At 54.8% G+C, this 24,142-nt stretch carries 25 protein-coding genes and 1 tRNA gene; 9 read left to right on the forward strand and 17 right to left on the reverse strand.

Annotated features, from left to right (window positions below):
* Positions 1-72 precede the first annotated feature (72 nt).
* Complete coding sequence (locus K2184_RS10830; RefSeq protein ID WP_004108837.1) at positions 73-1,572, forward strand: sugar porter family MFS transporter; 1,500 nt, start codon at positions 73-75, stop codon at positions 1,570-1,572.
* Between the two features lie 172 nt (positions 1,573-1,744).
* Here K2184_RS10830 and K2184_RS10835 read toward each other — a convergent pair whose 3' ends face one another.
* The 8 genes from K2184_RS10835 to K2184_RS10870 form a co-directional block, all read right to left on the reverse strand.
* Complete coding sequence (locus tag K2184_RS10835; RefSeq protein WP_004108836.1) at positions 1,745-3,055, reverse strand: ABC transporter substrate-binding protein; 1,311 nt, start codon at positions 3,053-3,055, stop codon at positions 1,745-1,747.
* On the reverse strand, positions 3,048-4,121 hold the full coding sequence (locus K2184_RS10840) for an ABC transporter ATP-binding protein (RefSeq protein WP_163525003.1): 1,074 nt from the start codon (positions 4,119-4,121) through the stop codon (positions 3,048-3,050). Before K2184_RS10840 ends, K2184_RS10835 begins: the two co-directional genes overlap by 8 nt.
* Positions 4,122-4,126: 5 nt before the next feature.
* A complete protein-coding gene (locus tag K2184_RS10845) occupies positions 4,127-4,951 on the reverse strand; it encodes a phosphodiesterase (RefSeq protein ID WP_049088882.1) in 825 nt (274 codons plus the stop codon).
* Between the two features lie 10 nt (positions 4,952-4,961).
* Positions 4,962-5,849, reverse strand: a complete 888-nt coding sequence (locus K2184_RS10850) for a carbohydrate ABC transporter permease (RefSeq protein ID WP_004108826.1) — start codon at positions 5,847-5,849, stop codon at positions 4,962-4,964.
* Positions 5,839-6,711 (reverse strand): carbohydrate ABC transporter permease, encoded by an 873-nt coding sequence (locus K2184_RS10855; protein WP_023320237.1) that lies wholly within the window; start codon positions 6,709-6,711, stop codon positions 5,839-5,841. Before K2184_RS10855 ends, K2184_RS10850 begins: the two co-directional genes overlap by 11 nt.
* 190 nt (positions 6,712-6,901) lie before the next feature.
* Entirely contained in the window at positions 6,902-7,921 is a 1,020-nt protein-coding gene (ahr, locus tag K2184_RS10860) for an NADPH-dependent aldehyde reductase Ahr (RefSeq protein WP_004108819.1), read from the reverse strand.
* Positions 7,922-8,049: 128 nt separating this feature from the next.
* Entirely contained in the window at positions 8,050-8,628 is a 579-nt protein-coding gene (locus K2184_RS10865) for a class I SAM-dependent methyltransferase (protein ID WP_134883259.1), read from the reverse strand.
* Positions 8,628-9,641, reverse strand: coding sequence for an HNH endonuclease domain-containing protein (locus K2184_RS10870; protein WP_049593806.1), 1,014 nt, complete (start codon positions 9,639-9,641; stop codon positions 8,628-8,630). Before K2184_RS10870 ends, K2184_RS10865 begins: the two co-directional genes overlap by 1 nt.
* Before the next feature lie 307 nt (positions 9,642-9,948).
* On the opposite strand from K2184_RS10870, the gene K2184_RS10875 reads away from it, so the two are divergent.
* The 5 genes from K2184_RS10875 (at position 9,949) to K2184_RS10895 (ending at position 13,810) form a co-directional block, all read left to right on the forward strand.
* Positions 9,949-10,033: transfer RNA gene (locus K2184_RS10875), tRNA-Leu, on the forward strand.
* A gap of 654 nt (positions 10,034-10,687) precedes the next feature.
* On the forward strand, positions 10,688-10,840 hold the full coding sequence (locus tag K2184_RS10880) for a hypothetical protein (RefSeq protein WP_172601110.1): 153 nt from the start codon (positions 10,688-10,690) through the stop codon (positions 10,838-10,840).
* Between the two features lie 172 nt (positions 10,841-11,012).
* The gene (locus K2184_RS10885; protein WP_065366249.1) at positions 11,013-11,624 is read left to right on the forward strand and encodes a hypothetical protein; all 612 of its coding nucleotides are present in this window, start codon (positions 11,013-11,015) and stop codon (positions 11,622-11,624) included.
* Positions 11,621-12,763, forward strand: a complete 1,143-nt coding sequence (locus tag K2184_RS10890; protein ID WP_057173406.1) for a helix-turn-helix domain-containing protein — start codon at positions 11,621-11,623, stop codon at positions 12,761-12,763. The genes K2184_RS10885 and K2184_RS10890 overlap by 4 nt, the downstream gene beginning before the upstream one ends.
* Before the next feature lie 96 nt (positions 12,764-12,859).
* On the forward strand, positions 12,860-13,810 hold the full coding sequence (locus K2184_RS10895; RefSeq protein WP_163525001.1) for a hypothetical protein: 951 nt from the start codon (positions 12,860-12,862) through the stop codon (positions 13,808-13,810).
* A 361-nt stretch (positions 13,811-14,171) separates the two neighbouring features.
* On the opposite strand, the gene K2184_RS10900 is transcribed toward K2184_RS10895, so the two are convergent.
* Entirely contained in the window at positions 14,172-14,540 is a 369-nt protein-coding gene (locus K2184_RS10900) for a tyrosine-type recombinase/integrase (RefSeq protein WP_224261120.1), read from the reverse strand.
* Between the two features lie 233 nt (positions 14,541-14,773).
* Here K2184_RS10900 and K2184_RS10905 point away from each other — a divergent pair, with 233 nt between their 5' ends.
* Positions 14,774-15,001 carry a hypothetical protein gene (locus tag K2184_RS10905; protein WP_057173405.1) on the forward strand — a complete coding sequence of 76 codons (228 nt, stop codon included), beginning with the start codon at positions 14,774-14,776 and terminating at the stop codon, positions 14,999-15,001.
* 185 nt (positions 15,002-15,186) lie between these two features.
* On the opposite strand, the gene K2184_RS10910 is transcribed toward K2184_RS10905, so the two are convergent.
* From K2184_RS10910 to K2184_RS10925, 4 genes are all read right to left on the reverse strand, one after another.
* Positions 15,187-15,915, reverse strand: a complete 729-nt coding sequence (locus tag K2184_RS10910) for a hypothetical protein (protein ID WP_163524999.1) — start codon at positions 15,913-15,915, stop codon at positions 15,187-15,189.
* Between the two features lie 165 nt (positions 15,916-16,080).
* Complete coding sequence (locus K2184_RS10915) at positions 16,081-16,515, reverse strand: VOC family protein (RefSeq protein ID WP_154971536.1); 435 nt, start codon at positions 16,513-16,515, stop codon at positions 16,081-16,083.
* Positions 16,516-16,661: 146 nt separating this feature from the next.
* Positions 16,662-16,985: an endoribonuclease SymE gene (gene symE / locus K2184_RS10920; RefSeq protein WP_163524997.1), complete on the reverse strand. Its 324-nt coding sequence runs from the start codon at positions 16,983-16,985 to the stop codon at positions 16,662-16,664.
* Positions 16,986-17,274: 289 nt separating this feature from the next.
* Positions 17,275-18,069 (reverse strand): DNA/RNA non-specific endonuclease, encoded by a 795-nt coding sequence (locus K2184_RS10925; protein ID WP_196552796.1) that lies wholly within the window; start codon positions 18,067-18,069, stop codon positions 17,275-17,277.
* 383 nt (positions 18,070-18,452) lie between these two features.
* Here K2184_RS10925 and K2184_RS10930 point away from each other — a divergent pair, with 383 nt between their 5' ends.
* Both K2184_RS10930 and K2184_RS10935 read left to right on the forward strand, forming a co-directional pair.
* Positions 18,453-19,484: a DUF1176 domain-containing protein gene (locus tag K2184_RS10930; protein ID WP_032728838.1), complete on the forward strand. Its 1,032-nt coding sequence runs from the start codon at positions 18,453-18,455 to the stop codon at positions 19,482-19,484.
* Positions 19,485-19,694: 210 nt separating this feature from the next.
* Positions 19,695-20,708, forward strand: a complete 1,014-nt coding sequence (locus K2184_RS10935) for a LacI family DNA-binding transcriptional regulator (protein ID WP_004117622.1) — start codon at positions 19,695-19,697, stop codon at positions 20,706-20,708.
* 136 nt (positions 20,709-20,844) lie between these two features.
* On the opposite strand, the gene K2184_RS10940 is transcribed toward K2184_RS10935, so the two are convergent.
* Genes K2184_RS10940 through K2184_RS10955 form a run of 4 tightly spaced genes read right to left on the reverse strand, consistent with a single transcriptional unit; the run spans position 20,845 to position 24,122 of the window.
* Positions 20,845-21,276, reverse strand: a complete 432-nt coding sequence (locus tag K2184_RS10940; protein WP_032728839.1) for a GlcG/HbpS family heme-binding protein — start codon at positions 21,274-21,276, stop codon at positions 20,845-20,847.
* Positions 21,263-22,174: a dihydrodipicolinate synthase family protein gene (locus K2184_RS10945; RefSeq protein WP_064373985.1), complete on the reverse strand. Its 912-nt coding sequence runs from the start codon at positions 22,172-22,174 to the stop codon at positions 21,263-21,265. Before K2184_RS10945 ends, K2184_RS10940 begins: the two co-directional genes overlap by 14 nt.
* Entirely contained in the window at positions 22,168-22,995 is an 828-nt protein-coding gene (locus K2184_RS10950; protein WP_004117630.1) for an SDR family oxidoreductase, read from the reverse strand. Before K2184_RS10950 ends, K2184_RS10945 begins: the two co-directional genes overlap by 7 nt.
* A gap of 23 nt (positions 22,996-23,018) precedes the next feature.
* Positions 23,019-24,122, reverse strand: a complete 1,104-nt coding sequence (locus K2184_RS10955; RefSeq protein ID WP_004108723.1) for a mandelate racemase/muconate lactonizing enzyme family protein — start codon at positions 24,120-24,122, stop codon at positions 23,019-23,021.
* Positions 24,123-24,142: the final 20 nt, after the last annotated feature.

Raw genomic sequence — 24,142 nt, forward strand, 5'->3', positions numbered from 1 at the left:
GTGAGGCCTCGGCCTCTGCATTCAGACTAGAGCAAATCTTCCCTCAAACAAGGCGGGTTACTGGAGTCTATTATGTCTAAGGAACAATATCTTACACTCAATAAAGCGTCGGGACCGAATAGCAATACCCCGACAACGCCCTTTGTAAAAGTTGTCGCCCTGATCGCGACGCTTGGCGGTTTACTTTTTGGCTATGATACCGGGGTGATTTCCGGTGCCTTACTCTTTATGGGCACCGAGCTTCATCTCACCCCCTTTACCACCGGTCTGGTCACCAGCTCGTTGCTGTTCGGCGCCGCCTTTGGCGCACTGCTATCTGGCAATCTGGCGAATGCGGCGGGCAGAAAGAAAATTATTCTGTGGCTGGCGGTGCTTTTTGCCATCGGCGCGATAGGTACCTCTATGGCGCCGGACGTTAACTGGATGATTTTCTTTCGTCTTATTCTCGGCGTCGCGGTCGGCGGGGCGGCGGCTACCGTTCCGGTCTATATTGCCGAGATAGCTCCCGCGAATAAGCGCGGACAGCTGGTTACTTTGCAGGAACTGATGATCGTATCCGGTCAACTGCTGGCCTATATTTCTAATGCCACGTTCCATGAAGTCTGGGGCGGGGAAAGCACCTGGCGCTGGATGCTGGCGGTGGCGACGCTACCCGCCGTGCTGCTCTGGTTTGGCATGATGTTTATGCCGGATTCACCGCGCTGGTACGCGATGAAAGGGCGCCTGGCGGAAGCCCGTCGCGTGCTTGAGCGCACCCGGCATAAAGATGATGTTGAGTGGGAGCTGCTGGAAATCACCGAAACGCTGGATGAACAGCGCAATCTCGGTAAGCCCCGGTTCAGCGAGATTATGACCCCGTGGTTGTTCAAGCTGTTTATGATCGGTATTGGTATAGCGGTTATTCAGCAGCTTACCGGTGTAAATACCATTATGTACTATGCCCCCACGGTACTGACCTCGGTTGGTATGACTGATAATGCCGCACTGTTTGCCACTATCGCCAACGGCGTAGTCTCAGTATTGATGACATTCGTTGGCATCTGGATGCTTGGCAAAATTGGCCGTCGCCCGATGACCATGATTGGTCAGTTCGGCTGCACCGCCTGCCTGGTCTTTATCGGTGCGGTCAGCTATCTGTTACCGGAGACGGTTAACGGCCAGCCTGATGCGCTGCGTGCCTATATGGTTCTGGCAGGGATGTTACTGTTTCTGAGCTTTCAGCAGGGGGCGCTGTCGCCGGTGACCTGGCTGCTTATGTCGGAAATTTTCCCAACCCGTCTGCGCGGTATTTTTATGGGGGGGGCGGTATTTTCAATGTGGATTGCCAACTTCCTGATCTCCCTGTTCTTCCCGATACTGCTGGCGTGGTTAGGGCTTTCAGGCACCTTTTTTATCTTCGCCGGTATTGGCGTATTTGGCGCGATATTCGTCATTAAATGCGTACCGGAAACTCGCCACCGTAGTCTTGAACAAATCGAGCACTATTTGCGGGATAAGCTGGACACCAGTGAAGAAGGGCAGGCCGCCAGGGCCCGGCGAATAGTGGCTGAATCGCAGGCGAATAAAGTGTAACGCTGAGCGGTATCTGCGATGCTGGAGCGGTACTCAGCGGTCTGTACGGACCGGGCTAATGAGCCGTATCGAACGATCCCCTCCCCCTTGAAACAGGGGGAGGGGGTACACTGCTTCCGTACGGTATGACAGAAGATACCTCAGCTATCGGCGGGGATAGCGAGGGAAAGGGCTACTTCACTTCCGCCAGCGCGGTTTTATCGACGTAGGGCTTCATCAACGCATCGGCTTCCTTCTGCGCCGCCTGCACCGCGGCTTCCGGGGTAACATTGGCATCATTGACCACCGCGGCCAGCTGATTTTCCATCGCCTTACGCACGGCAACGGTCTCCCAGGTGGAGTACCATGGGTGGGCATACTTCAGCTGTTCGAGGGCGATAGCCGCGCGCGGATCCTGCTGCAGATACGCCTTCATTTCCGGCGTATCGTAGGCGGCCTTACGCGGGGAGAAGTAGCCGGTAAAGCGACTCCAGGCGCCGTTGACCTGCGGGCTCACCAGATACGTCAGGAACTGATACGCCGCTTTTTTCTGCGCGTCGTTGATGCCTTTGAAGCTAACCAGGCTGGCGCCGCCGATCGGTACCGCCCGCTGCTCTTTAGCCGGCAGCATCGCCACGCCCAGCTCAAAATCTTTGCTGTTCTCGCGCATAAAGCCCAGCGCGCCGGTGCTCAGCATCGCCATTCCGACTTTGCCGGAGAAGAAGCTGGCGCCGATCTGTTTCGAATTCAACACCCCGGAAGGCATCACTTTGTCTTTATAGACCAGGTTCTGCCAGAAGCGCAGGGCGCCGATGGTGGTTGGCGTGTTGTAATAGACTTCGCCCGGATAGTCCTCGTTAAAGTATTTCCCACCGTTGGCGCGCACCAGCGCCGAGAAGATCCAGCCGCCGTAATCATCGTTGGTCGACGGCAGCATGATCCCCCACTGGCCTTTGCTTTCGTCGGTCAGCTTTCTGGCATCCGCCAGCAGCTCAGCCCAGGTTTGCGGCGGCTGTTTGATCCCGGCCCGATCGAACATCGTTTTGTTGTAGTAGAGGATCGGCGTCGAGTTATGGAACGGGATCGCATAGGTGGTGCCCATCACCTGGGCGTTTTTATGCATTGCGGGCCAGAACGCCTTCACCAGAAAATCCCCCGCTTTTTGGTCGCCATACTGGAACAGTTCGTCCATCGGCAGGATCTCATCTTTCAGCGCCAGATCGGTGGTGAAGTTGGCGGACATAATCACCAGCGCGGGCGGCTGCCCGGCTTTCTGCGCTGATTCGGCTTTGATCTTGGTGGTGTCGTAGTTGCCGGTAAAGATCCCGCGCACTTCGACATCCTGCTGCGACTCGTTGAATTGCTTAATGACGCGGGTCATCTCCATGGTCAGCTTGCCGTCCACCGGCGCCGGAAACATGAAGTCGATCTTCTCTTTCGCCAGCGCCGCGCCGCTCAGGGCAAGGCTGAGCCCAACCGCGAGAGCGGTGAGAGGTTTAAACATGGTCTGTCTCCATCAGTAAATTATGCTGTTTCTCAGCATGAAAAAGATGCACATCGGCAGGTGAAAAGCCGAGGATCAGCGAATCGCCTTTCTCCGGCACCGCGCCGCGATGGCGACGGCTAAAGCGTAAGGTGCCGGCGGGGGTGCTGACGTGGAGCAAATAATCGGCTCCCATCAGTTCTCGTTGCAGCACGGTGGCGGGCAGGCGCAGATGGCTCTCCTCCACGCGGTCGCTGATATGTTCCGGGCGAATGCCTAACCACACTCGGGATTCTTCACGGTAGCGCGGCGGCAGCGGATAGCGCAGCTCACCCAGTAATACCTCACCATCAGCGCAGGGCAGCGAGAGCAGATTCATCGCCGGAGATCCGATAAACCCGGCGACAAACAGGTTGGCCGGGTTGGCGTACAGATACTCCGGTCGCCCGACCTGCTGTACGTGGCCGCCGTTCATCACCACTATGCGGTCGGCCATCGACATCGCTTCCGTCTGGTCATGGGTGACGTAGACGGTGCTGGTTCTGAGCTGCTGGTGGAGGTCCATAATGCTGTCGCGCACTTCGCTACGCAGGCGGGCGTCGAGGTTGGAGAGCGGCTCATCCATCAGGAACAGGCGCGGATTGCGCACAATCGCCCGCGCCATCGCCACCCGCTGCCGCTGGCCGCCGGAGAGCTTCGCCGGTTTGCGATCGAGCAGGGTATCCAGCTGCAGCATCTGCGCGACTTTATCCACCCGGGGCTGCCAGCTGGCCTTCTCCTCTTTGCGCACCTTCATGCCGAAGGTGATGTTGTCGCGCACCGACAGGTGCGGAAACAGCGCATAGTTCTGGAAGATCATCGCGAAATTACGCTCTCTGGGCGACATGTCGGTGATGTTCTCATCGTGCAGCCAGATCTCCCCCTCGCTGACCGGCTCCAGCCCGGCGAGCAGGCGCAGCAGGGTGCTTTTACCGCAGCCGGACGGGCCCACCAGCACCACGAATTCCCCTTCGCGAATATCCAGCGACAGGGCGCTGAGGGCCGGTTTACCGTCAAACTGTTTACTGATGTTTTGCAGACTAAGCATGGCGTTTAGCAATCTTCCGTTGGGCAGCTGATATTTTCGTCGTACATCCAGGGGCCGGCGTAGTGGGTCAGAGGATGCTGATAGCTCACCCACTGCTCGTCGACCTGGCGATGCATCAGGCACGACGCCGGAGAGAGGTCGTAGTACGGTCGGGTATCTTCATAAAAGTAGGGTACCTGGTGGACGGTTCCCGGGATGGTGGAGATGATTGCCTGGCGATACTGGGTCATGGTCAGGCTGTGGTTATGGCCGCAGAAAATGCGCGTCAGCGACGGGAAACGCTCAACCAGCGCCAGCAGACGATGGCCGTTTTCGCAGGCGATAGGATCCATCTGCGCATTGCCCAGCGGCAGCGGCGGATGATGCATAAATACCGTCGCCGGTTTATCGCCGCCATCAAACAGCTGGGCTTCCAGCCATTTGATGGTTTCCTCGGTCAGCCAGCCTTTCGACGTACCCGCCCGGCTGGAGTCGATAAACAGCAGGCGAGTGGCAAAATCGTCTACCGCGTAGTGCATGTTTTGCGCGTCGCGGCCGAGCTGCGGGCACAGCGGATGCAGGTACTCCAGAAACAGCGCTTTATCGTCGTGGTTGCCGGGAATGAGATACAGCGGATAGTTCAGGCTGCCGAGGATCTGGCGGGCGACCTCATACTCTTCCGGGCGGCCGCAGTTGACGATATCGCCGCTCACCACCACCGCGTCCGGACGCTCCTGCAGGGCGTTCAACTGGGAGACGACGTCGGCATTGGCGGCGTTGACGTCAATAAAGCCGTACAGCTTCTGGCTGCGGCTGCGGAAATGGGTATCGGAAATTTGCGCTAACAGCATGAAGAGCTCCTTATTTGATCCCGGAGAAGCCGAAGCTTCGCAGGAACTGTTTCTGGAAGAGGATAAACGCCAGCATCAGCGGCAGGCAGACCATCAGCGTGCCGGCGCCGATGATGCCCCACTGACCGCCGGATTCGGCGCCCATGGCGAACGAGACCAGCCCCACGGTCAGCACCTGTTTGTCCGGGTCGTTCAGCATCATCAGCGGCCACAGATACTCGTTCCAGTGGTAGGTAATGCTGACGGTGGCGAAGGCCAGCACCGACGGCCAGGACATCGGCAGCAGCACGCGGAACAGCACCTGCCACCAGCGACAGCCCTCCATCAGCGCCGCCTCTTCCAGCTCTTTGGGTATGGCCAGAAACGCCTGACGCATCAGGAACACGCCGAACGCCGAGGTGAAGTAGGGCATCATCACCCCGGTGAGGGTGTTGAGCAGGCCGAAGGTTTTCAGGGTCAGCATGTTCGGCACCATCATCACCACCGGCATGATCATCAGCTGGACGAGGAACATCAGGAACAGCGTCTTCTTGCCGCGAAACTCGTGGCAGGCGAAGACGTAGCCGGCGGTGGTGATGGTCAACAACTGCACGAAGAAGGTGCCGAAGGTGAAGATAAGGGTGTTGGCGTAGAGGCTCAGCCAGTCGGCGCTGGCCCAGGCATCGCGGAAGTTATCCAGCGTCAGCGGCATACGGGGCAGCAGCGAGGCCATATCCTCGCCGAAGGTCGTGGCGCTGAACGAGGTCGCCAGCATCCATAAAAACGGGCTCATCCACAGCAGCGCCAGGCAGCACATTAATACCGTGAGCGTAAAGGGCTGCGAGCGGCGCAGGCGCAGCCAGAGCGGGCGCGATGCGCTGTGCGATCGCAGCGCCAGCGGCGAGATTTCAGCGCTCATAGTGCGCTCCTTTCTCCAGCAGTTTGAGGTTAATCAGCGAGAAGGCAAACAGCCCGGCCAGCGTCAGGAAGGTGGCGGCGGAAGCTTTACCTAAATCATGGGTGTCCCAGGCGAGGTTCTGGATGTAGTAGAGCAGCACGGTCGTGGCGTTATCCGGCCCGCCGCGGGTCATTACCGCCACGTGGTCGATCTGGGTGATGGAGTAGATCAGCGCCGTGGTTATCACAAAGCTCAGGGTCGGGCGCAGCAGCGGCAGCGTGACCTTAAAGAACACCTGCGTGCGGGTGGCGCCTTCCACGATCGCCGCTTCGCGCGTGGAGGCCGGGATGCTTTGCAGCCCGGCGAGGAAAAACAGCATGTAGTAACCGGCGAACTTCCACACGCCAATCAGCGCCAGCGCCAGCAGCGCGCTATTGCTGCGCCCCAGCCAGTTGTTGTTCATCGGGCCGAACAGCTTCGCCAGATAGTGGTCGAGCAGGCCAAGGCCGGGCATAAAGATAAACAGCCACAGCGCGGCGGCGCTGACCATCGGGATAATCATCGGGAAGAAGAAGGCGGTGCGCAGCCAGCGGTTGACGCGGTGATTCTCGGTCAGGGCGACCGCCAGCAGTAGGGCGAGGGTCACGCCCGGTACCACCGTCAGCAGGATATAAAGCAGGTTATTCACTAGCGACTGCCAGAAGACGTTGTCGGCGAACAGACGACTAAAGTTCTCCAGCCCGACATACTGGCCGCCGTCGCTGACCATGCGGGTATCGAACAGGCTGTCATAAATCGATCGCCCGAGGGGAAACCAGGTAAACAGTAATAAAAACAGCAGGGAAGGCGACAGTATCAGCCAGGGAAGCCAGGTTTTTCTCATGGTGGCGGACGTCTCATTCAGGCGTTTGTAGAAGCCCGGATTGTGAGAAGGATTGACTGCAAACGTATGGCGGGGAGATGACGGTTTAATGACCAGGGAAACAAGTGCCGGGCAGACGGGCCGCCCGGCATCACCTCGGCCAGTGGCGTTCAGGCCGCGCGGCTGCGGCCTGAAGCATGATGAGGAACGATCAGAAGTCGGCTTTCAGCACCACGCGGTAGCGGGCCTTGCCCTCGCGAACGTGCTTCAGCGCCTCGTTGATCTGCGACATCGGGAACAGCTCGGTGGTTGGCGCGACTTTGCTGCGTCCGGCAAATTTCATCAGCTTGCGCAGCTCGGACGGGTTGCCGGTGGCCGAGCCGGAGATGCTGCGGTCGCCGCCAATCAGGGTAAAAGCGGGGACCGGGAACGGCTTCATTACCGCGCCGACGGTGTGGAAGTTGCCGCCGTACGCCAGCGCTTCAAAGTACGGCTGCCAGTCGAGATCGACGGCGACGGTGTTGATAATCAGGTCGAACTGGCCGGCCAGTGCCTTTAAGGCTTCGGGATCGCGGCTGTTCACCACGCGATCGGCGCCCATTGCCAGTACTTCCTGCTCTTTCGCCGGGTTAGAGCTAAAGGCGGTGACTTCCGCGCCCATCGCGTGCAGTAGCTTGATGGCGATATGGCCGAGGCCGCCAATGCCGATGACGCCGACGCGGCTGTTCGCCGTGACGTGATGCATCAGCAGCGGTTTGAAGACCGTGATGCCGCCGCAGAGCATCGGCCCGGCGGATTCGAGATCGACGTTTTCCGGCAGCGGGATCACCCATTGCCAGTCGGCGCGCAGCTTATCGGCGAAGCCGCCGCGGTTGATGATGGTGGGCACCGAGCCTTCCAGACAGTTCACGTGGTTGCCGCTGATACAGGCGTCGCAGTGGCCACAGCTGCGCGCCGTCCAGCCAATGCCGACCTTCTGGCCAACCTTCAGCCCTTTATCCTGCGCCGCGCTGCCCAGCGCCGCCACCCGGCCAATCACCTCGTGACCGGCCACCAGCGGATAGCTCGACATGCCCCATTCGTTGTCGATCATCGACAGGTCGGAGTGGCAGATTCCGCAGTACTCCACCTGCACTTCGACATCTTCCGGCTTGAGGTCGCCGGCATCGTACTCCCACAGCGACAGATCGGCGCCCGCTTCTTTGGCGGCGTAACTTTTAATAGTGCTCATGACAGTTTCCTTGGGTTTGGCGTAGTTAAGAAGGAAGTGTAGAGCATGGGGCGAGGGGACGCTTGGCAGAAGGAGGGGGAAACTTGCGTAAGCCGGCTTCTCCGCGAGAGAGAAGCCATCGCGACAGTTCAGCTTTTGATCAACAGCGCGTTGAGCCAGATTTCGCTCCGCTCCGGGCGCTTATCCACCGTCTGCCACATGTTGGCGAGACGGATATCCGCCAGCGGTTCGATCAGCGTCGTCAGCCCTGCTTCATCGAGATCGGTAAACCGCCGCCCCTCTTTTTCTCGCTCGCCTGAACCGTATTTAAATGAGACGTACCAGACACCGCCGGGTTTGAGGGCCGTAGCCAGTTTGTGCATCACTCCCGGCAGCTCAGCGGCGGGAACGTGCAGCAGCGAAGCGCAGCACCAGATGCCGTCATATCGTGCGCTTTCGCTGATACTTTGAAAAGTCGCCTGACGCACGGCCAGTCCGCTGTGTTGCGCAGCCCGCTCGACCATGGCCGGTGAGGCGTCAAACGCCTTGACCCGGTAGCCCATATCGGCAAAGGCTTTTGCATCGCGTCCGGAGCCACAACCCGCATCGAGGATCAGCCCGTTCGGTTCAATCGCCCCGATAAAAGGCGCGTACAGAGAGGTCATATCGACAGCGACGGTTGAAGCCACAAAGCTGTCAGCGTTCTGCTGGTAGTAGTTAATTGTCATCAGAATATATCCGTTCCGGCGGCCTGAGGTTCCCATTCATGAAGGAGCGTAATGCGCGCAGTGTTCCAGATTTTGGCGAGGAAGTCATCGCGGCGGGCGGTCGTGTTGCCGGTCTGACGGATTAAGGTTTCACGCAAGGGAAGGTGGCTGGTAATAAAATATTCGTTTCTGTCGCGCAGGCGGCGCAACAGTTTTGCCGACGGTACCCGCATAAACTTGCCTTTCTCCCCGCGGTTGCAGCTCTTGCAGGCGAGAACCAGGTTCCAGACGCCGTTGATATTCGCCACCTCGCCGCGCGCCGCCCACGGGATAAAGTGGTCAACATCGGCCAGGTTCTCATCTCCGCTTTCGAGACTGATCGGCGCATAGCAGTAAAAGCAGCGGCCTTTTTGGTAGCCGTTCAGGCTGTCGCGACAGCTGGAGATGGCAACCCGACGGGTATTCAGAGTGCTAAAGAGCTGCTGTTCGGCGGCATCATATTCCACGGCGATCAGGTTGCTGGCGATATTCATCGCCCACGCCTGCTCCACCAGACGCCAGCGGGCGTCCGTTTCGTGGATCAGGTTCTGGTACTGCTGGCGCTCCGTCAGAGAATAAAAGTCGTCGGTCAGGCGGATGCCTTGATGCGTTTTACGCTCGTCGATAAAAAAGCGCCTGGCGATTTCGCCCTGGTTCACGTTATGAAATTTATCCAGCACCACGCTAAAGCCGAGCTTGACCGTTGCCGCGATGAGCTGATCCTGGGTTATCTCCTGGCGATTGAAGCGGCTGCAAACGCTGAGAAACTGGCTTTTTGGCGACGTGATCTGTTTGGGGGCGTGCTCAAGATGGCGACACAGATGCCGGCTGAACGGCACCGCCAGCTCCTCGAGGCGTATCAGATCGCTACCGTCGCGGCGGATATCGTACAGCGCATGCGCCAGCGCAAACTTATAGGAGGCGACGTTTTTGCCAAAAAGAATAATGCCGCGCCAGTAGTTCTCCAGCGTCGGTTCGATCTGATAGAAGCGCATTGCGGAAATCCTGTTTTGGGAAAGTACCGGCGTTATTACGCGTACTAATAACAGGATCTGATAACAAATTGCCGAAAATGTAAACCGAATTGAGCCGTTTGCAGGATTTTGCGAGCAGACTCGGAGAAAGAGGAAACCGCGAGTGGGAAAGGTGAGAACGAGGGGTTTACTTGCGGAACGTATTGAATGTTGGCCGAAATGCGGCTTGCGCTGTTTTTTTCAACACTTAGCGCGGCAATCGCACTCTGCCGCTTGCGCAGCAGCCAGTGACAGGTATAATCCAGAACGTTTTCCGTATCCTTTCCGTGCCGGAGTGGCGAAATCGGTAGACGCAGTTGATTCAAAATCAACCGTAGAAATACGTGCCGGTTCGAGTCCGGCCTTCGGCACCAATCAAGAAAAACCCCTTGAAAACAAAGAGTTAATTAAATAACTCTGCCTTTCTTGCCTGTGTTTTTTGCTTGAATAATGTCACCAACGATTGCCGCTGTGTTTGGTAGTGGCTTTTGGGATGTTATCACGCAGCGGCAGGTAGTTTCCAGGCTCAACCCTGTACAAAACGTGAACGGTCAGCACTGACGGCTTAATTTTTGTCGCTGGTATATCCGTTGCGCTTTTCCTTTGAAGCCGAAAGACGCTGCCAGCGTCTCTAATCCTTTTCCCACAACCCTTGTCAATGCGGCTCGCGCTTCGTGCGGCGCTCCATGATGCAACACGTCGAGATGACGTTGCAGCGAATAAACAGGCGTAATGTTGGGAAGACTAACCGGATCGGGAAAGAGTCCGGCTCTGCCACGGTTTCAGCCACCGGATCACAAAGGCTACCTGATAAGAAGCCATGACAAGGCGTCATCATCTCTGTGAAGGGATTGTATCTACTGCGGAAGTCGCTGTGCTCCGCCTTTCTTTATGTGCCCAACACGGCACGTAATGGTCAGCTATTGCCTTCGGCACCATTTGGTAGGGTATTTTGGCATCTGGATTTGTCACTGCGATTTTCTGTAGCCTGCCTTTATGGCCCAGCGGCGGCCGAACTGGAGGCAATCATGGCGAAAAATGCAGCGGCAACCAAACGCAACAACCGTAAAATTCACGCTCGTAAGTTTCTGGCGACACCAGAGGGCAAAGCATGGCTTGAACGGAAGAAGGCCGAAGAGGCGGAGTTGAAGATGGTGGCGGAAGCCAGGAAATTCATCTAACCGTAGATGACTAAAAGGGAGTTGCTAATGCCCTACCAAGGTTTTTGGTCTCGTAAAGGTGCCTCCGGCACAAATCTTTACGTATCAATTGTGGTTCAATCTATTTTCACGGTTGACAAAATTATGGTTTTTCGTAAATATGGTTGACAACATTTCACCAGGATAAGCCGTTATGAGCAATTATCGAACAGTATTAATGAACGCTTTTGATGTAAATCACCGTAGTTCCATGACTCGTTCTATATCTCAGGCTTACCTGATGTCTGCCGAGCGCAGCCGCGAATTTGGTGTGTTTTCTCGTGAGGCACAACCGTATCTTCGCTGGTTCTATTGTGAAGCATTACTGGAAAAAACAGCGATCAATCTTGGGTTGGATTTTCACGCCGCACCAAATGCAGCCCGTAACTGCCGACACTTATCGATTAAGTCTAACAACTGGACTCTCACGGCTCACCATATTAACGGACCGGGACAATTACCGCGTAAGGCTCGCTACCGAGCTGCATATGCACAAAGCATGAATTACGATCTTTTTGAAGGATTCGAAGACAACGATAATGTGCTTCCAAGTGTAGGTGGTCACGTTTATCTATTACATGATGGGGTTGGTGCTTCCCTGGAGGCGATAAGTTTGACCATTCCTACTCCAGATTTGCGTGCTGTACTGTATGCTGAACCATTAGAGTTGGTTTCTTCTTATGAAGTTGAGGAAGAAACTATTGAAGATGAACTTGATGAAAAAATCGCCCTTAGGGTCGATGAATTGCTAAGAAAACAAAAATGAATGTAAGCCCGCTTATTTCGCAGAATCGTGACAAATTAATCAATCCTGAACGTCTTACCGAGGCAAGGGAGGCTAAAGGGTTAACTATGGCTGACCTTGCGCGTTTGCTTGAGATCTCTCGGCAAGCGATTTCTGCGTTTGAGAAAGGGCTGAAAAACCCATCCCATGAGACATTAAATCAGATTTCAAGGGTATTGAGTTTCCCTGAGGCTTTCTTTTTAGCTGCCGAATCTTCACCCAGTATCAAAGGTGCTGTCCATTTTCGTAGTCGCGCTTCTGCAAGTAAAAAGGAACGCTTGATGGGCACAACGAAGGGAAGATGGGTGTCAGGTATACTCTCTAATCTGCTTCAATATGCAATTTTGCCTGAATTGAAGCTACCGCCTATTGATATTGATGATTTTGAAATGCTTACGCCAAGCGATCTTGAGCATATCGCAACGCAAACCCGTCGATATTGGGGATTGGGTGATGGTCCGATTAAAAACCTTACTCAACTTCTTGAAAATAACGGTGTTGTTGTCTCAAATATTCATGCCGGAGATAGGGTGGATGCCTTTTCATTTTGGGCTAACTCCGGGCCAGTCATCGTTGCTGATAAAAATAGTACGGCAGTTCGGTTGAGATTTACTATTGCTCATGAATTGGGACATCTGATATTGCACCGTTCGGTTCAGGACGATTATCTTGACGATAAAGAGCTTTTTAAGAAAGTGGAGAAACAAGCGGATTATTTTGCTTCTTGCTTCTTGCTTCCTGCTTCCACTTTTGGCAATGAGTTTTTCTCACCAAGTTTGCAGGGATTAATAAAGTTAAAAGAACGTTGGGGAGTTTCGATTGGAGCAATCACTATGCGAGCATCGAGCTTGCATCTGATAAATGACAATCAAAAAGAGTATGTTTTCAGACAACTGGCACCTTACCGTAAAAAAGAGCCTTTGGATGACATTATCAAGCATGAAGAGCCTAAGTTAATTAATAGACTTGCTCATCTTCTTGATGAGAATAATATAATTTCTAAAGGTGAACTTTACGAGATGTCAGGGTTGCCTGATGCTGATTTTGTCACTATAACAAAAATTTCGAAATCTGAGATTTTTTCTGACAAAGAAAATGTCGTCTCTATAAAGCTAAAATAATAGTAAGAGTGTTTTTTTTATCAGGGAAAAACACTCAGGAGTTTATCAAGCACTCTGAGTATTTTATTTCGATTGATACTACACACGGAGTTTAAGATGGCTATTAGAAGAATTGCATACGCATATTATGATCCAGAGTGGATGAAACTTTCGCACTCACTCGCAGCCCTAAAAAGAAACACCGTTGAACCTCTGGCTTATTTGTCTCATATGAAAGGATTCCTTTTTTGTCCTTCTTGTTATGAGCATCTTACACGAGTACCAGCAGATCCTGAAAAGGAAATGACATCTAACGAAGTTCCCGCATATTATAAACATCTTAAAGATGACGATGCACCACCATGTAGTTTACGATGCGGTCCAATACAATATAAAAAATACGCTACACAAGAAGATGCAAAAAAGGCCGTTGAAGATGAAGAACTAATAGTTATCAGCGGCTTTCTCCAGACCCGTCCAGAAAATAATCCAAGGGTCGATTTTGGAGGGGATGAAGTACCTATCGACTCTCATTTTGAGAGGGAAGATGGAAAAGAAGTTTCTCTTCCAATAGCTCGCCATAATGGTGAATCTTTCCGCGTCCCAAGTCAGATAACCAGTATCCAGTCTTTGTGTGCAAACTTTATTCACAATTATTATCGTGAAATATATCTTTTAGACGAAGATGGAAGAGCTAAAAGATATAGGTTTTGTGACTCTCTAAAAAATATAAATGAACTGAGGGAAGAATGTGATGAACCTCGGTTTTTATTTGGTGCGGTTTTCAGGGTTGAGAAATTTAAAGGGCATTCTAATATTTGGCTAAGGATTGACAATAGCACGCCATATCGTGATTTTCGTATAAGAATAACAAACGACACAGCTGAGGGACGAGGTTTTTTGAACGATAGAAATCTTGGTCGCATCGCAATGTTTTACAGTAAAGTTAATGGGGCTGGATTAGGTTTCATTACACCTGAGTTAGGTTGGGGTGAGGTTGCTTTACTGCCAGACAAGTATGATGATTTTTTAAATCGCGTCTATCATGAAGACGATACAGATAATTAAAAAATATCATTATCATTGCGTAATGATTAGCATAGTATTAACTGGCTTCGAAAGGATGCGTTGCCAGTTTATCTGTGAAAATTATTTTTTCTGCCTATAAATGGTTCTCCCAGCAGGGCCAGAAATTTCATAAGTGCCACTATGCGTTCTTTCATCATTACCATTCCCCACCGAGAGAAAACTCCTCCGATAATGTATCCGCAGTCTCTTGCGTGAACCCGATATAAAACAGGGTGGATGCCGGGTTGGCCTGGCCCAACAACTTTGTAATGTGCTCAAGTGGTGCGCCGTTCTCAAACAATATACGGCCTTTGCTCTTGCGTGGTGTGTGGCTCCCCACATCTTAGAAACCTGCACGGCGTCACCATTTCCCGTATTCAGTCAAAACTGCATTGTGTGAAACTGGCTGGCCTTTCGACCTCAGGTCGGACAGGCTGAATATGTAGTCACCGAATTTTGGGCGGTCTGCTGCTTCTTCCCGGCGAGCTTGGACGATAGAGCGCATAGCCGGGGTAATAGCGACTTTGTGAAGTTTCCCCGTCTTCTCTTGTTTGATGGTCAGATGCGTTTTGCCCTCAGCGAATTGATCCCACGTCAATTTGACGGTATCCCCGAAGCGGAGAGTGCTTTCAAATTGCATCGCCCAGAGGCAGCGAAACAGGTTCGTCTTTTTGTTCTTTGCTAACTCCGCGCTGACTGCCTTCACTTCGTCCGCTGTCTCTAATGCCACTGTAAGTCAACCTGATTCAATCTACATCAACTTACTGATATGGGTAGAGGAGAGCGATTTATCTTGGATGTGGGCAGGTAGCTTTCGATCCTTGCACTTGGTTCTCTGTATTAGCTACTAGCTTTAATGGTGTGCGAATTTTATCTAAAGTTTAGAGAGTTCTGTCACATATACTTTTCATTTGAATGGTTATTGTTGAGTTGCAATAAGCGTTTATTTAACAAGGATATTAAATGGAAAAGTATCAAAATCGTGGTGGCGATTCAGGTGTTATAGGGTTTGAGATAGGGGATGACTCAATCACTGTACAATTTCGTGATAACTCTCGGTACCTATACAACTCTATCCGCCCAGGCCAGGTTATGGTTGACCACATGAAAATGCTTGCCAGGGCTGGTCAGGGGCTTAACAGTTACATCAGCCGCACTGTGCGCAAGAATTTTTATCAAAAACTACGATAATTTCTCCCATCGTATGTCCAGAGTCATGCTGCTCTGGACAGTTCAATTTTTTCGTCTAGCCAGTTCTTTACCTCACTTCCTTCTAAGCACCTTCGCGATTGGTGAGATTGAGCAACCGCAAGAGAGAAAATGCGTCTGGATATATAGGGTCAAATCCAGCTGGATTTGACCCTATATATCCTTTCTTATTGAGGCGTTTGTTCTTCTGGCTCCGATGCGGCTAGCACAGCACGCTCCCCACTTTCCACCCCCGCTTCATCCTCACACCACCTTTCAAACAGCCTGGCGAATCTGGCGCTTTGCCAGGTTTCTTCAACCTGACTAATGAAATAGCCAGTGACCACAATAGCGGAAATAAAGTAAAACAGTGAAAATGCGATAGCTGAATTTACGCCCCCGCTGGCCAGTAACGATTGTATTGTCGTCCACCAGGCGCAAGCGAAAATAACTATTGAAAATAGCCAGAAACCCCCGCTAACGAGGTGAAAAGTTTTAATTTTTTTAGCATCTACAGAAAAATGATTTTCTTCACAACGATATAAGGATGGGTTTTTAAGGAAACTTATTAATCGTACATCATATGAGCCGATATTTTTATCAGCGATAAACGCGATCAACTGATGGGCGTGCCAGACAGGGAGGGTAATCCCGATCTGCTCATACAAAAACTTTATTTGTACGGTCTGATGCGTCCTCGAGAGTTTGGTGTCGGGTATGTCAGCGTTCGCTATCTCAGCGATTTTATTCAGCACCTCTATTTTGGTTTCAATAGGTACCTTTTCAAAGCGAATTTTTCGCTTCGTTTGCGGGCTGGACATCACTTTTCCCGCCCAGTCGATGATCTTTTTAGCCACATATAAAATCGCGGGTAGCAAAACCAGCTTTGCAATATCTATCTCGTTAATAGCTCCCATCGTTATTCCTTTATAAAATGAATACGCAATGAATTTACAACACTGAATTTATTTTATGTAGCCCTCATTATTATGAGGGCTTCGATATAGCTAATTCCTGGGCTGGCTCCTGGTCTGACTTAATGCCAACCGCCCAATACGGCCCCTGCCCGGAGGCCGTTATACTTAAAGACTGAAGCCAATCTCCACCGATGCCGTACTGCGTTCCCCCTCGCCATGGTAAACCGCTTCGATATTGTTACCATCGGGATCGAGTACAAAGGCCGCGTAGTACCCCGGGTGATAAGTTCGCTCACCGGGTGCGCCGTTATCACTGCCGCCGTGTGCCAGCGCCGCCTGGTAAAAAGCATCCACCGTCTCACGATCCCTGGCCTGGAAAGCCAGGTGATGCCGTCCTGTCGGCTTCCCTGCGGAACCGGGGCTATTAATCGATGAAACAACAAGCTCATCAGCCCAAAAATAATCATCGTAGGTATTCACGACAGGGATCTCAAGGACCGCCAGCACGGCTGTATAAAACGCTTTGCTGGCCTCGAAATCATTTACCACAAGCTGGATATGGTCGATAAGCCTGCCGCGATGTAATCGGTAAGTCTCCATGATGGTTTCCTCATTCAGTCGTATTAACAGGTATTTATCCGTTATCTAAAAGGAACGTTGTACGGATTTGATGGATGAGTACAGGTCCGGAGTGGCGATATAGAGCATGGCATTAAAATCCTGTCTGTCACCGCAATCCTGCCCCCTCAACCCCGTCCCCCAATCACACCGATAAACTCTCTGACCTGCTTTTGCTTCCTGGCCGACAGCTTCTCCACCCTGCGCATCGCGGCTTCCAGCTCCGGTTCCGGCTCAACCGCCGTCAGTACAATACAGCCATCCATCACCCGCACCTCCACCCGGGTGCCGGTCGAAAACCCTGCCGCCGCCAGCCACTCGCCCTTCATGATCAGCGCCGGAACAAGACGACGATCTGGCAAACGTCTCACATAACTCACCGTCAACTGACGCTTATTTTTCGGCGACACTTCTGGATCAAACGAATCTACAATACAATCAGCTCTAGTCATGGTTGCTATTCTCGCGAAATAGTAATTGTGATCAGCGGTGCGGGTGTGTTGGCGCACATTCGCACCGCGCTAAATAACACCTGTAAACCTAACCAGTAATAAAAATAAAGTCCAGACTTTAATCGGACATAATAAACGCCTTTAACCGTCAATTAAGAATTAACTGAATGCGTGATGCTATTAATTAGCGCCTGTTGAAAATGACTTTCCTGATATTGCTGAAATAACCGCAAAGCAGATTCAAAAAATAAAAGCGAGATAATGCGCGCAACAGGATGCCCATGCCCAATTACGGGCACCCCATCTCTTTTGCCAGCGTCCCCTTCCGGGATTTCAGGCGGCGAGCGATACCTGCCGGCAGGGCGGACCAGAACGAGAGCGCCGGATGAGTCCGCCGCTCAATCTCGTCCACCGTAACCTGATAATCACAAAAACTGGCGCTTTTGGGCGTTGCCTGATCCATCAAAAACGCCGCGTATTCGCCTTTATCCGGACTGGAGCCGATAAAAATAATCTTCCAGTAGCCGCTGGGAAGCTCCACCTCGGGCGCGGCGGGCAGGGTGGCGATATGTCGTTCGAACAGCGGCCCGGTAACGGACCACACCGCCGCCACGTCGCGGCGCTCGGCGAGGGCGCGCTCCTTATCCTCCAGCCGCGCCCACGCCCCCTGATTCAGGTCGGAGGCCTGCGGGGTGATATTGGAAAGATAGTTTAACGCCTGCCAGTCTGCGCTGGCGCCGAGCCCGGCGAGCGGCGCCTGATGCCCGCGATCGACCGCCAATGCAGCGCTGGCTCCTTTGTATGCCGCGGGGGCAAGAGTATCCGCAGCGGGTAAATCCGGATCGCGCTTCCAGCTGCGCGAACGCCCGCTGGCCAGGCTGGCTTTGGTGATTTTATACGCCACCCAATTGGCGAATTTGCGGTGGTTGTTGTTATTGAGCGTATAGGCTTCGCGAACCAGCGTCTGGTCGCTTCCACCGGTCGGGCAGCCCACTTCACAATTATCTACGTGGGATAACCCGGCAGCGCACGCGGCGGCAAAAAATAACGACGGCAATACGCTGAATATTCTGAATAGCTTCATGTTGTTGATGACGTCAAAGAAAAGATGAACCGATGCATAAAAGAACCCCCTGAATAATCAGAGCGGAATTCACCTATGAATCGCAAAGATGAAGTGAGAGCGTAAAAAGAGTTAGCCGGTCGCAGCCACGCGGAATATCACAAGATGATTTAACATCACGGTGGATGTTATTTTGTGATCCCAGAAATGATGTTGAATGAGTTAATCAGACTCTCAGCCCGCCATTTTCAGCCGGGCTGAACGGGCGGGAATATGTCCAACGAAGCGTAAAGCCGTACTGCATCCATGTCGTTGTCTGAAAAAATGCCGCGGCAGGGGAAAACGCTTCTCTCTGAGCGGGGGATTACTCAGACTACACGAATGACCGATTAAGGAGAGAAGGTATGAAAAAGGAACGCTGGAGAGGCGTGCTGGCACTGGCCATACTTAGTCTCCCTGCGCTGGCGAAAACAGGCGTGTCATTCAGTCACAAAGACTGGGAAGTGGTGTGTGATAACACGCTGACCTGCCGGGCGGCGGGATACAGCGCTGAAGAAGGAAGCGGAGGTTCGGTGCTGCTGACCCGCCAGGCCGGAGCGGGCACTGCCGTCTCGGGAGAGCTGATGCTGGCGGAGGTGACCGACAGCGACGTTCTGCCGGGCAAACTGACGCTGTGGATCAACGGCCAGCCGGCAGGCGATGTGAAGCCCGCAAAAGAGAGCTGGCCGCTGTCGGAGAAACAGGCCCGGGCGATCGTTAACGCCATCAAAGGCAGCGGGAAGGTCGAATTTACAGGCGGGGAGGCGCCGTTTGTGCTTTCCGGCGAAGGCGCTTACGCGGTTCTGCTGAAAATGGACGATGTTCAGGGGCGAATCGGCACGCCGGGCGCGTTGACCAAAAAAGGCGACAGGCCGGAAAGTAGCGTCCGGGCGGCGATTCCCGCCCCGGTCATTCACCGGGTCATGCCTGAGAAGGCGCAGGAGAGAGCGTTAACCGCGCCTGAGCTGGCGGCGCTCAAGCCGAAGCTTCTGGCCACGCTAAATCACGATGATTGGTGCGATCGCCTCCAGCCTGAGGAGGGGGAGGAGGCTGAAACCATCAGCCTGACGCCGTTGGATAACGCGCATTCCCTGATTTCGGCCTTGTGCTGGCGGGCGGCCTATAACGAGGGATACGGCTATTGGATTGTGGATAGCAAACTTGAGGGTAATCCAGCGCTTATTACGGTTTCCGGTTCTGAGTATGGCGACGGCGAGATTTTTATGAGCCAGAAAGGGCGAGGGCTCGGCGATTGCTGGGGGACGGCGAGCTGGCTCTGGGATGGCACAACGTTCCGCAAAAGCCGTGAAGCGACCACGGGGATGTGCCGCTATCTTCGCCTCGGCGGGACATGGGATCTCCCCACCTGGGTGACCGAGGTTAAACCGGCAAAATGAAATAGCGCGGCCAGAATCTCTCCCGGCACACATGCCGACAGAGAGGACAGGGAAGGATCTTAACGATCGTCCGCGTAGCGGGATCGCGATCGACAGCGCCAGTGGCGTCAGAAAACTGACGCCTTGTTCAAAATAACAGCGCGGCTAATGTATTGCTAACTCGAATTAGTTTATGATTAAGCCGTTCTGTTCGTTATGGAAAATGAGTTTATGGCCAAAACCGTTGAGCAAGTCGCCAGGGCGCTGGAAATCTCGATTACCACCGTGCGCCTGGTGCTGGGTGGCAAAGCTGAGCAGTATCGCATCAGCGCCAAAACGCAGCAGCGTATTAATGATTACATCGCCGAGAACGGGCTGGTCGTTAACCATATCGCCCGCAGCCTGAAGCTCAATAAAACCGAGACCTTAGGGCTGGTGATCCCGCGTTTATCCAACCTGTTTTTCTCCACCCTGGCGGAAAAGCTCGAAGCCTGCTGCCGTCAGGCGGGGTATCAGCTAATGATTGCCTGCACCTACAGCGACAGCGAGCATGAAAACAGTCTGGTTGAAGGACTGCTGGCGCGCAACGTTGACGGGCTCTTCGTGGTGCCCTCTACCCGGGAAACGCAGCTGCATCACCAGAAGGTAGCGCGCAAGCGGCCGCTGGTGCTGCTCGACCGCGATTTTGGCGAGAGCGACGTGTCGCTGGTGGTGAGCGATAACTACAATGGCAGCAAAAAGCTGGTGCAGGCGATGACCCAGGCGGTGGACGTCTCGCCGATTTTTTTTATCGCCGGGGATACCCAGCAGCCGTCGATCCAACGTCGTCTGCAGGGCTACCTGAGCGAGCTGCCCGCCGGGAAGGAGTGGATATTGTCCGCCAGCCATAACCGTCAGGAAGAGGGCAAGCAGCTGATGCTCGATTTTCTCCGTCAGCATCGCGAGCCGCCGAAGGCGTTTATCGCCTCCTCCCTGCCCATTCTGGAAGGGACGCTGAGCGCGCTGCGGGAAACCTACGGCTTTATTCCGTCGGATATTCCCATCGGCACCTTCGATGAACATCAGATGCTGGGATTTCTGCCGAACGCAGTATGGTCGATGCGCCAGGATGAGGACGCCTGGGCACAGCACGCGTTTCATCTGATGCAGCAGAAGCTGCAGGGGGAAAATGCTGATGTGAAGATCACCGTCCCGATGACCCTGATTCATCGCCCGCTGTCGGTAGAGAAGCAGCGGAGCCAGTAAATGACACGGCTTGTGTGAACACGTCAATCCCCGGCCGCGCTATGCTGGCCGGGGCTACAAATACCGCATCCTGCGCGCGCAGGTAGCCCGGATAAGGCGCGGGCGCCGCAATCCGGGAACCCTTAACGATCCCTCATCAAGTCAATCGCTGAACAAACCGCGCCGCCAGCCCGGCGTCCAGCTCCGGTGGCAGGCCGCTGATCCCGACGCCGCCAATAGCCAGCCCTTCAACTATCACCGGCTCGCCGCCCGGCATCGCCAGCAGCTGCGGGTCGTTAAATACCGCCAGCTGCAGGGCGCCGGCGCTGACCTCTTGCGCCAGCGTTGCCGTCGGACGGCGAAAGCGCAGGGCGCTCCAGGCCTTGCGCTGCGCCAGCTGGCGCGGTAGCGGCGGGCAGCGAGCGTGCGCGCCAAAGGCGATGAGCTCGCCCTCCGGCCCGACAACCGCCACTGCCAGCCCCCGGGTTCGCGCATCGCTTTCCGTCTCCTGTAAAAACCGCGCGACCTGCTGGCATACAACGCTATCGTTCAGACGGACCTGGGGACAGAACGCGTCATTGTCCGGCATCGGCGATATACCTCCGTAAGCGCAGATAGAGGTCATCCAGCTCGCCTTTCTGCGCCGCCGTCAGCGCCACAAACGGCTCGCGGGTGGGGCCGGTATCGACGGTCTCTTTCGCGGCAAGATATTTCGCCGACTGGAACACGCCGCGCGCGACCAGCTGCTCCACCACCTCGTTGATCTGCTGCTGCAGGCGCTGCGCCCGGGCGATGTCGCCCTGCTGAAAAGCGCTGCGCAGGGCGAGAAACAGCTCCGGCTGCAGGTTAACCGTGGTGCCAACCGTGGCCGTCGCGCCCGCCGCGAGGCTGGAAAGGAAGATCTCATCGAAACCGTTAAAAAAGACTTTCTCCGGGTAGCGGGCGATCATGCGTTCCAGCGAATAGAGGTTATGCGAAGTATGCTTCACCCCCAGAACCTGCTCTTCGCCGAGCAGCGCGTCGGCGCTCTGGGCATCCAGCTCGACGCCGGTAAACTGCGGAATATTATACAAAATCACCGGAATCGAAATGGCGTCCAGCACCCGACGGTAGTAGGCGATAATCTCCTCGCGGCTATATTTGTAGTAGTAGGGCGGCACCAGCGACACCGCGCTGGCGCCGTCCTGCTCGGCGTGCTTCGCCAGCTCGACGGCGTCCCGGGTGCGTGGCGTCCCGACGTGGGCGATCACCGGCACCTGACCGCCCGCCGACTGCACCAGCGTCGCCAGCACCTGCCTGCGCTCATCGAAACGCAGCAACGGTCCCTCCCCGGAGGAGCCGCAGCAGTAAAAGCCCTCAACCCCGCGCGCCAGCTGGGCGCGGGCGAGCGCGTTCAGCGCCGCGTAGTTCACCGACTCATCGGCGTGCATCGGCGTCACCACCGCGGAGATAATGCCGCGAAAACGCTGCCATTTATCGCTTACCATGCGGTCCAGCCTCCATCCACCACCACGTTGGAACCGGTCATATAGACCGAGGCGTCGGAGAGCAAAAACACCACCGCGCCGTTGTACTCGTGGGCTTTCGCCATCCGCCCGATGGGAATACGGTGGGTGTAGTTTTTCTGAAAGCGCGGGTCCTGATCGCTGCGCTCGACGCCGGAGAGGGTCAGGGTATTGACGCGAATGCCGTCGCGCCCCCAGTAGGTGGCGCAGTAGCGGGTAAAGTTATACAGCCCGGACTTTGCCGCCGAATAGGCCACCGGTTTGACGAACGGAATGCCGGTGTCCTCTTTTTTGTAGCTGTAGATATCCTGCACCGGAGAGACCACGCCGTAGATCGAACCGACGTTGATGATCGAGCCGCCTTTGCCGGCCTGCTTCATGCGTTTGCCGACCTGCTGGGTCATCAGGAAGGTGCCGACCAGGTTCACTTCCACCACCTCGCGGAACACCTCTTCCGGGAACTCTTCAAACGGCCCGGAGACTTCCGGCGGCGCGCTGGGCTGGGTGTCGACGCCCGCGTTGTTGACCAGGCCATCCGGCACGCCCCACTTCGCTTCAATGCTGTCCAGCACCCGGTTAATGCTGGCTTTATCGGTAATATTCACTTCCGCGCACAGCAGGCGGTCGGAGTCCTTAATCGTCCCCAGCACGCGGTCGACGCGCGCGGCATCGACGCGGGTGGCCAGCGCCGCCACCTTCGCGCCGCGTTCGTGTAACGTCTTCACATACTGCGCCCCCAGCTGTCCAAGGCCGCCGGTCACAATGATGACCTTGTCTTTAACCGAGAATAACGTGTCTTCCATTGTCCTTTCCCCTCACTGCGTGGTTAGATTTTGTGGGTTGCGAGGTAATCACGATCGAGAATAATGCCGTGGCCCGGCCGTTCGCTCGGTACGTAGTAGCCGTCCACCTCTTCGCCCGCTTCGGCGATGATGCGCAGATCTTTCCAGCGCCCGCCGTCGGTCATCTCGGCGTATGAGATATTCGGCACCGTAGCCAGCAGGCTGGCGCTGAGCTCCATGACAAAATGCGGCGTCATCGGCAGGTTGTGCGCGCGGGCGACGGCGGCGATATCCAGATAGCCGGTGATCCCGCCGACGCGGCCGAGATCCGCCTGGATGTAATCCGCGCTGCCGCTCTCGATGTACTGCGTAAACTGATTTAAGTTATAGACGTTTTCTCCCAGCGCGATGGGCGTGGCGCTGCGCTCGCGCAGCCGCAGGTGGCCGGCGATATCGTCGGAGGGCAGCGGCTCCTCAATCCACAGCAGGTTAAGCGGTTCGAACAGCTTGAACGCGCGCAGCGCCTGCGGGAAGTTCCAGCCCTGGTTGGCGTCCACCGCCAGCGGGAAGCCCGGCACCGCCTCCTGAATCTTACGCAGCCGCTCCACGTCCTCTTCCAGCGTCGGTTTGCCCACTTTCACTTTCGCCGCCAGATAGCCGGTGCTTTTCCAGCGCTTGACCTGGTCGATCACTTCCTCAATGGACAGATGTAGGTTGATGCCGCTGCCGTACAGCGGAACGCGATCGCGCACGCGGCCAAGAATGTCGATAATCGGCGCGTTGAGGGTTTTACCTAACAGATCCCAGTAGGCAATATCCAGCGCCGCCAGGGCATGGGTGGTGACGCCCGCGCCGCCGACGTCGTGTACGTGTTTATACGAGCGATGCCACAGGCCGCGCGGGGAGAGCGGCTGGCCAATAACGTCAGGGATAATCTCGGCAATCAACGCAGAGATGGTTTTCCCGCACCAGCCGGAAGTGTGGCTAAAGCCGGTGCCGACGTGGCCGTTAGAACCGTAGACGTCAACTATCGCCACTTCGATATCGGTGACGTGGTGAATTTGATCTCCCCACGGGCCTTCCGGCAGCGGAACGCGGGCGGTCATCAGTTCGATATTTTCAATCACGGGCATTTTTGTGCTGTTCATCTGATTCCTTCCTTTATGGG

Source organism: Klebsiella sp. K5-306 (assembly GCF_051835185.1).
Classification (GTDB): domain Bacteria; phylum Pseudomonadota; class Gammaproteobacteria; order Enterobacterales; family Enterobacteriaceae; genus Klebsiella; species Klebsiella oxytoca.